Origin of the sequence: Streptomyces sp. SBT349 (assembly GCF_001083795.1) — a bacterium.
Classification (GTDB): domain Bacteria; phylum Actinomycetota; class Actinomycetes; order Streptomycetales; family Streptomycetaceae; genus Streptomyces.
Map to the genome: position 1 here is coordinate 1 of NZ_LAVK01000381.1, position 6,979 is coordinate 6,979.

Sequence of the window (6,979 nt, forward strand, 5' to 3'; positions counted from 1 at the left end):
GGGCTGCGTAAAGCCTCGGAAACCGCCCCAGCCACCCCCTTCACCCGCCGGGCGTCAGCAGGCGTTCCTCCTCCAGCGCGGCCAGTTCCGCGACTTCCGTGTCCGACAGGCCCGCCACCAGGCCCGCCGCCTCGTCCAGGCGCCGGTGCACCTCGTCCCGTTGCCGCCGCCGTTCCTCGGTCAGCGACCGTTCGGAGTCCAGCGCCTCCCGCGCCGCCGTTGCCAGCTCGTCCGCGTGCCGCTCCGCCTCGGCGAGCCGTTTCACCGCCTCGGCCTGCGCGGAGGTGCCCCGCGCCGCCGCCGTCTGCGCGTGCAGCGAGCGGGCCGGGTCCTCACCGAGGAGCAGCCGCAGATACGACGGCAGCCGCACGTTCCCCCGCCGGTACTGCTCGCGGGCCACCGCGCCCGCCAGCCGCTTGGCCTCGGCCAGCTCACCCCGGGTCTCCGCCAGACGCTCCGTCAACTCGACGGTCTCCACGTGCTGTTCACGCAGGCGCCGCTCCATCTCGTTGTACACCTCGGCCGCCGCCCCGGTCTCCCGGTGGAGGGTGCGCAGGTCGGCCACGAGCGCGGCCACGCCCTGGTCGCCCGGACCGGCCGCGGCGGGCGGCGCGGGCAGGGCGGTGAGGGCCAGCGCGGCGACGGCCGTGGCCAGGGTCTTTCGGTACATCGGGGGCACGCCTCTCCGGTTCGGGGAACGACGCAGCGATGGTGTGCACACCGCGCCGCCCGGCGCGCGCCGAACGGGGCGAACGGGTGGTCAGCCCCGGCGCCGGTGGGCGCGGCTCGGCGGGGCGTCCGGCGCGTACACGTAACGCCAGCCGCGCGGCAGCCGCAGCAGCCGGGTGTGGCCCGCCGCCTCCAGGCGGTAGACGTGCACCGTCCCCGGCCCGCCGTCGCGGCCCGGCACCGGCACCTCGTACACGCGCGGCGGCTTGCCCGTGGGACCGGTGAGCACCGGCAGTACGCGGCCGTCCAGCGGCCCCCCGACGAACGGGGTCTCCTCGCTTCTCACGGTTCGAGTGTCGCAGGCACGATCCTGGTCAGCGTCCGCTCCACCAGGGCGTCCACGCGCCCGCCCGGCGATTCGAGGGCCGCCGCCGCGCGCAGGGCCCGCGCGGTCTCCGGGTCCCGCCCCGCCGTGACCACCAGCTGCGCGATGAACTGGTCGACCAGCCAGTCCCTCAGCTCCGGGGCCGGGAGGCCGCGTTCCTCGTCCAGCCAGATCAGCGAGGCCGCCTCCACGGACGTGATCCAGGTCCGCACCGCCAAGTCCAGCCGGAACCCTGGCCGTTCGACCCCCATGTGTGCCAGCACCTGCCGCGCGGCGGCCCGCCGCACCCCGTCCACGATGGCCGAGGTGCGCGAGGTCTCCACCACGCCGCCGCCCGCGAGCAGCGCCGCGAACCCCTCGCCGTGCTCCCCGACGAAGGCCAGGTAGCGGTCCAGCACGTCGGCCAGCCGCTCGCTCAGCGGGCCGGCCGCCTCGACGCTGAAGCAGCGTTCGAGATCGGTCGCGGCGTCCCGCAGGACCGCCTCGTACAACTGCTGCTTGCCGCCCGGGAAGTATCGGTAGACGAGCGGCCGGGAGACCCCGGCGGCGCGGGCGACGTCCTCCAGCGACACGTCCTCGGGCGCGTTGCGGGCGAACAGCCGCAGAGCGGTGGCGATCAGCTGGTTCCTGCGCTCCTCCACGCTGAGCCTGCGATACGCCGGACCGGGCGCTGCGGAACGGCGTTTCATGAGCCGAAGCGTAACCTCCGGCCCCCGAGGGCGTCCTGTGCGTGGTTCACCGTCATGTTCACCCCGCGTGTTCACTTCGCGGCCATGGGTCCCGGGGGCGCAGGTAACCGCCTTCCGGTGTGCTGAGGGACCATGAGGCGACGACGGACGGGCCGGAGTGTCCGGGTTCCGCACTGGGGCAGCATCCGTGGCCGGGTGGCCATCGTGCTGGCCGTGCCCACGGCCCTGCTCCTCGTCCTCACGGGCGCCGGCGTGGCCGACCGCGCCGAGGACTGGTCGGCGGCCAGGGAGAGCGGGGAACGCGTCCAGCTGGCGCTCGACGTCCAGGGCCTGGTGCGTGAACTCCAGCGCGAACACGGCCTGACCAGCGGGCTGCTGGTGGGCGCCGGGCGGTACCGGCCCGAGCTCGCCGACACCCGCCGCCGGGTGGACGCCATCCGCTCCGAGCTGCTCAGGCGCGTCGACCAGGGCACGGCCCCCGCGTTCGAGGAGGCGCTCGGCTCCCTCGGCGACCTGGACGAGGTGCGCGGCCGGGTCGACGACGAGACCATCGAGCCCGCGACCGGGCTGACGTTCTTCTCCGACGCGATCGCCCGGCTGAACGAGGCGCAGCTCGCCGAGGGCCCCGCCCTCGGCGACCGGCGGCTCACGGACGGCATGGCCGCGCTCCAGGCGCTCTCCGGCGCCACGGAGGCGCTCGCGCAGGAACGCGGCCTGATGAACGGCGTGTTCGTCGCGGGCCGCTTCGAGGAGGGCCAGTACCCCGACTTCGCCGCCACCCGTGCCGCCCGCGACGCGGCGCTGGCCGGCTACGGCCGGCTGGCCACCCCGGCGCAGCGGGCCGCGCTGGAGGAGGCGTTCTCCGGCGAGGAGGCCGACCGGGTCGCCGCGTTCGAGGAACGGGCCGACGCGGGGGCCGACGGCTCCGCCCTCGACACCGACGCGGCGCAGTGGTGGGAGGCGGCCACCGCGGTCACCGACGCCCTCCACGCCGTGCAGCAGCGCGTCGGCCCCGACGCGGGGAGCCGCGCGGACGAGCTGCGGACGGCCGCGACGCGGCAGCTCGTCGGCTTCGTCGCGCTCGGCGTGCTGATCCTCGCCGTCGCCGCGGCGCTGGCCGTGCTCGCCGCCCGCTCCATCACCCGCCCGCTGGACGAGCTGACCCGGCAGGCCGAGGCCGTCGCGGGGGAGCGGCTGCCGGAGACGGTCCGCACCATCCAGGAGGCCGAGCCCGAGGAGGCGGAACGGCTGGAGCCGCCGGAGCCCGACCCGGCGCTCGGCGGCGGAGCCGAGGAGGTGACCCGGCTGGCCGCGGCCCTGCACGACGTGGAGCGCACCGCCGTGGGGCTCGCCGCCCAGCAGACCGTCCTGCGCCGCAACGGCACCGAGTCGCTCGCCAACCTGGGCCACCGCAACCAGGCCCTCGTCCGCCGCCAGCTGCGGCTGATCACCGCGCTGGAGAGCAAGGAGCTCGACCCCGACGCGCTGGCCGAGCTGTTCGAGCTGGACCACCTCGCCACCCGCATGCGCCGCAACGCCGACTCCCTGCTGATCCTCACCGGCCAGCAGCTCCCGCCGCGCGTGTGGACCGGCACCGCCGAGATCGCCGAGGTGGTGCGTTCCGCGGTCTCCGAGGTCGAGGACTACCGGCGGGTGACGCTGGTGGAGTCCGAGCCCTGCGAGGTCCACGGCTCGGCCGTCTACGAGCTCTCCCACCTGCTCGCCGAGCTGATCGAGAACGCGCTGACCGCCTCGCCCCCGGCCCGCACGGTCGAGGTCTACGGCTGGTGGGACGGCGCCGAGTACTGCCTGGCCATCGTGGACCGGGGCACCGGCATGACCGAGGAGGAGCTGGGGCGCGCCAACGAGCGGCTCGCGGGCAGGGAGAACTTCCTCGTCGCCCCGACCCGTTTCCTCGGGCACTACGTGGTGGGCACCATCGCGGCCCGCCTCGGCGTCCAGGTCGAGGTCAGGCACACGCAGTCCGCCCCCACCACCTCCTCCGCCCGCGGCGCCGGGGTCTCGGCCTATGTGGCGCTGCCGCACCGCCTGTTGCGCCAGGGCGCCGCACAGGAGCGGCGCGCCTCGGGGGTGCCCGCCTGAGACGCCCCTGCCGGGCGGGGCCGGGCCGCCGGGCGTGGCCTCAGGCCGGGAGGAACCAGCCGGGGCCGTCCACCGGGCTGTCCAGCCACAGCCGGTGCCGCCCGTCCTCGGAGACGCCGAGACCGTACCGCTCGGGCCCCGGACACGCGGCCTTCGCCCAGGCCGTCAGCACCGGCGCGCGCTCGCCCCACAGGTCCCGCGTCCCCTCGAACTGGACGCGGGCCGTTCCGTCGTCGCGCGGCGCGACCCGCGCCCACGACCCGCTGCCGGGGTGGACCAGCCCGTACACCCGGCGGCCGTCCGCGTCGATCAGGGGCAGTTCGTGCACGTCGGGCTGGACCAGGCCGCCAAGGAAACGGGGCATGTCCGCGGAGATGTCCGCGGGCAGCGCCACATCCACCGAGGTGCCCAACGGCACCAGCAGCGCCGGGATGTAGCTGCGCACCGACGCCGCGGCGCCCGTCGCCCGGTGCGCGAGCACCGGCAGGAACCGGCCGGACGCGGTCGCGTCCACGCCCGCCGTGAGCACCGCGATGCCCGAGCTCAGCGCCAGGACCAGGGCCCCGCCCGGGACCACCTGCGCCGCGAGGGCCGCGGGCACCCGCCCGTTCGCCGGGCGCCCCACCACCGCGCCGTAGGGCGCGTACTCGGAGCAGCCGCGCACCCCGTCGCCCGCCGCGAGCGCCGGCGCGTAACCCGCGCCCGCCAGACGGCCGCGCGCCGCGCCCAGCACCTCGGGGTCGGCGTCGAGCGAGACCACGCGCTCCCCCCCGAAGCGGTGGCACAGCACCGCCGCGCCGTACCCGCTGCCGGTGCCGATCTCCAGGACCCGGCCGCCGTCCGGGACATCGAGCGCCTGGTACATGGCGTGGAGCATCGCCTGCGGCCCCTCGCCCCCGCCCTCGGGGTCGTGCCCGTGCCCGTGCCCGGCCTCGGGGCCGGCCTCGGCGGGGGCGAGGGCGGGGAGGAAGGCGTCGCGCGGGACGGCGGCGAAGGCCGCACGCCACGCGGCGCCACGCGGACTGCCGTCGGCCGGGCGGGTGGCGATGGTCATGGGTTGATCCTCCGATGCGTCGGCGGCGTGAGCTGTCACGGCGGTTCGCCGTGTACAACGAGCGGCCCCCGGCCGACGTACCGCGCGCGGGGTTTCCACTCCGTCAGGAAAGCTCTGCCGTACGGGCCCGCCGGGCCCCGGCGATCTCCCCGCCGGAGCCCCGCCGGGGCTCCGGCGGGGCTCCCGGCGCGGGAGGCGCGGGGCTTACCGGCCTCAACCCTTCCGCGCCGCGGCTTCGTTCACGATGCCGAGGATCTCGGTGGCCGCGCCGAAGCCGGGCGTCAGGCGGTTCTTCGTCAGGGCGAACGCCACTCCGGTCGCCGTGTCACCGAACGCGAAGGCACCTCCCGCCCCGCCCATGCCGAAGGCGCCGGGGCGCACGCCCTCGGCGCCCGGCAGGAGGGGCGAGAAGCCCAGCGTCCAGGCGCTCTCGTTGCCGAAGACCCGGTCGGTGCCCTCGGCGGCCACGGTCGTCAGGGCGGCCCGCCGCTCCGGCGCGATCAGCTCGACGCCCGGCACGTCGCCCATGAGCGCGGCGAACAGCCGGGCCATGGCGCGGGCCGAGGTCGTGCCGCAGGCCGGGATGTCGGCGGCGAGGATGTCCGCGCGGTTCCCCAGGGCGGCCGACGGGTGCAGCGCGGGCGGCGAGGCCCGCCGCACCGGCGAGTTCGCCGGGAGGCCCGCCGGAACCTCGCCCATGCCGGGCGCGTCCTCCAGGACCGCCAGCCTGCCGTGCTCGGCGACGGGTATCCCGAAGTACAGCTCGCCGGCCACCCCGAGCGGCTCGGTCACCTCCTCGGCGAGCACCCGCGAGACGGGCCTGCCCGTGGCCCGGCGCACCACCTCGCCCACGATGTACCCGAAGGTGTGGGCGTGGTACCCGACCGCGGTACCCGGCTCCCACCACGGACGCAGATCGGCGACCGTGGCGCAGATCTCGTCCCAGTCGCACAGGTCCGCCGCCGTGGTGTCCGCGGGCAGCCCCGGAACGCCGGCCGTGTGCGTGAGCACCTGCCGCACGGTCACGGCGCCCTTTCCGTAGGCGGCGAACTCGGGCCACAGGTCGGCGACGCGGGTGTCGTAGCCGAACGCCCCCCGCTCCACGCAGACATGGACCACCGCGGAGGCCGCGGACTTCCCGATCGAGAAGTTGTGGAACACGGTCCCCGGCGCCACCTCCCGTCCCGTCACGGGATCCGCCACCCCGGCGGTCACCTCCACCCACGGCTCCCCGTGGCGCAGCACCGCGACCTGCACGCCCCGTTCGTCCCCGGCGCCGACCAGCCGCTCGACGACCCGGCGCACCCGCTCCTGAACCTCGCTCATCGCCGCTCCCAGCTTGACGACACCATGGCCAACTCTTCCCCCTGGGGGACCGCGCTCCCCGCCGAAACTCATCGCGCCACGGCAAAGGAACCCGTGGGGAGCCCGGCACCCCAACGACCCACCGGGCCGGGCCCGTTCACCAGCGCGGGACATGTCCGTACCGCCGCGATACCACGGTCGTGGCCCGCCGCGTCTTCCTGAGATACGCGGCCGTCGGGGCGGTAAGTCCGGCTCGGAGCAGACCGTCGTGGACGGATACGGTCGCCTGCGGCGCGTCCCGGCTGTCAGGGTAGCTGGGTGGCTGGGGTGGGGCGGCTTCTACGCTTGGCCTAGGTGGCGCGGGCTTGCCCGGGTGTCGGGTTTCGTGCGGATGCACGAAAAGAGGCACCTACGGGGGGAGGGTTCGTGGGTCGGGGTCGTCCCGGTGACCGGCCAGTGGTCTCTTGGATGAGGTGGGTGTCCGAACGGGCGCAGCGGATGACGGCCGTCCGGGGTCGGTCTGTGGGTCGTGGCTGGGGTGGCGCGCAGCTGCTGCCGCCTCTGTGTGCCCTTGTTGGGTATTCGCCGGGCCGGTGGGGGTCGTTGCCCAACCGGGCAGTGGTGGCGGTGCGCGGTCGTCTGCCCTATTGGGCATCTGGAGGTGGGGACTGTTCTGAAACGCGAAACACTTCGTTTTAAACAGAGTGTTGAAAACAAACCGTGCGCCGTTTGAAAACAGTCCCCGCCCTCCGATGCCCGATAGGGCAACGAACC

General features: G+C 75.4%; 6 protein-coding genes. 1 reads left to right on the forward strand and 5 read right to left on the reverse strand.

Going from position 1 to position 6,979, the window contains the following annotated elements:
• Positions 1-40: 40 nt before the first annotated feature.
• The 3 genes from ADY01_RS30610 to ADY01_RS30620 form a co-directional block, all read right to left on the reverse strand.
• Positions 41-670, reverse strand: a complete 630-nt coding sequence (locus tag ADY01_RS30610) for a hypothetical protein (protein WP_053171377.1) — start codon at positions 668-670, stop codon at positions 41-43.
• 90 nt (positions 671-760) lie between these two features.
• Complete coding sequence (locus ADY01_RS30615; RefSeq protein WP_049579958.1) at positions 761-1,015, reverse strand: hypothetical protein; 255 nt, start codon at positions 1,013-1,015, stop codon at positions 761-763.
• A complete protein-coding gene (locus ADY01_RS30620) occupies positions 1,012-1,743 on the reverse strand; it encodes a TetR/AcrR family transcriptional regulator (protein WP_049579959.1) in 732 nt (243 codons plus the stop codon). The genes ADY01_RS30615 and ADY01_RS30620 overlap by 4 nt, the downstream gene beginning before the upstream one ends.
• Positions 1,744-1,938: 195 nt before the next feature.
• Here ADY01_RS30620 and ADY01_RS30625 point away from each other — a divergent pair, with 195 nt between their 5' ends.
• A complete protein-coding gene (locus ADY01_RS30625) occupies positions 1,939-3,846 on the forward strand; it encodes an ATP-binding protein (protein ID WP_049579961.1) in 1,908 nt (635 codons plus the stop codon).
• A 40-nt stretch (positions 3,847-3,886) separates the two neighbouring features.
• Here ADY01_RS30625 and ADY01_RS30630 read toward each other — a convergent pair whose 3' ends face one another.
• On the reverse strand, positions 3,887-4,900 hold the full coding sequence (locus tag ADY01_RS30630) for a hypothetical protein (protein WP_049579963.1): 1,014 nt from the start codon (positions 4,898-4,900) through the stop codon (positions 3,887-3,889).
• A gap of 213 nt (positions 4,901-5,113) precedes the next feature.
• On the reverse strand, positions 5,114-6,226 hold the full coding sequence (locus ADY01_RS30635; RefSeq protein WP_049579965.1) for a serine hydrolase domain-containing protein: 1,113 nt from the start codon (positions 6,224-6,226) through the stop codon (positions 5,114-5,116).
• Positions 6,227-6,979 lie beyond the last annotated feature (753 nt).

Bases quoted from the DNA above. Each gene is read 5' to 3' on its own strand.
- ADY01_RS30610 (WP_053171377.1), bottom strand. From the start codon at position 670: ATGTACCGAAAGACCCTGGCCACGGCCGTCGCCGCGCTGGCCCTCACC.
- ADY01_RS30620 (WP_049579959.1), bottom strand. From the start codon at position 1,743: ATGAAACGCCGTTCCGCAGCGCCCGGTCCGGCGTATCGCAGGCTCAGC.
- ADY01_RS30630 (WP_049579963.1), bottom strand. From the start codon at position 4,900: ATGACCATCGCCACCCGCCCGGCCGACGGCAGTCCGCGTGGCGCCGCG.
- ADY01_RS30635 (WP_049579965.1), bottom strand. From the start codon at position 6,226: ATGAGCGAGGTTCAGGAGCGGGTGCGCCGGGTCGTCGAGCGGCTGGTC.